This window comes from Bartonella sp. AD328YNZD, from assembly GCF_042196425.1.
In genome coordinates this window covers 1-995 of record NZ_JBHIQG010000600.1, presented here as the reverse complement: position 1 = coordinate 995, position 995 = coordinate 1, and the positions used below count along the sequence as shown (strand labels likewise).

Genomic DNA, 995 nt, shown 5'->3' with positions numbered 1-995 from the left:
GATCAGATGACTTTGCGGCCAAACACTCAGGAACAACCTTCTCCACACTTGAGTGAGACGCTTCCAGTTTCTGACTTTTTAACTACGCCTTCTACAGATGCGGTATTGTCTATGTCTGTAGCTCCAGCTATGGTATTTCACAATGAAATGCAAGCCGTACGTGCGGGAAGAGGAATTCTAGATAAAAGTAAAAAGAATACGGCTTTATGGACCTATGCGATCAAATCTAAAGAGAGTATTGCGACAAAGCATATAGATTTTAAACTGGATCAGACCGGTATCGTTTTAGGAATCAATGGTTTAAACGAATGGGAAAATGGAGATTTTTATATAGGTGGTTTTGGCAGTTATGATCGTGCCCGTGTTGCGCATGCACGGGGGGGGACCAGCGGTATAAATACTTATGGCGTTGGTGCTTATGTCACTTATTTGGATCATAGTGGATGGTATCTCGACGGTATTTTAAAATACAATCATTATCAAAATACTCTGAAGGCAGTTTCAACGAATGGCTTAGGGATTGAAGGAACATATACTCAAAGGGCATTGGGAACTTCCTTTGAAGCCGGTTATCGACTTCAGACGTCACAGAGCAGTTGGCTGCAGCCTTATGGACAATTTACATGGTTGCGTGTTGAGGGTAAAGCAATCAAGTTATCGAATGACATGGTAGGTGACATGCGTCCATTTACTTCATTACGCAGTGAGGTGGGCTTATCTTTAGGATATGAATTTGGTTCTCGCATGGCTTCTTCATCATTTGCGTATATTACAGCCGCATGGTTGCGTGAGAATAAAGATGATAATCAAACGTTAATTAATCAACGCCATCCATTTACCACGGACTTATCGGGCAATGCGGGTAAATTAGGAATAGGTTTAAGCAGTTTGGTGAGTGAGAAGTTAAAGTTATATGGTGAGGCCCATTATGTTAAAGGACGTAAAACAAAACAGTCCCTTCAGGGTATTTTAGGTGTACGCTATAGTTTTTAATT

At 41.1% G+C, this 995-nt stretch carries 1 protein-coding gene; it reads left to right on the top strand.

Annotated features, from left to right (window positions below; genetic code table 11):
* On the top strand, positions 1 to 993 hold a 993-nt coding region (locus ACFIO3_RS13965; RefSeq protein ID WP_375704677.1), incomplete at its 5' end, for an autotransporter outer membrane beta-barrel domain-containing protein.
* Between the last annotated feature and the right edge of the window lie 2 nt (positions 994 to 995).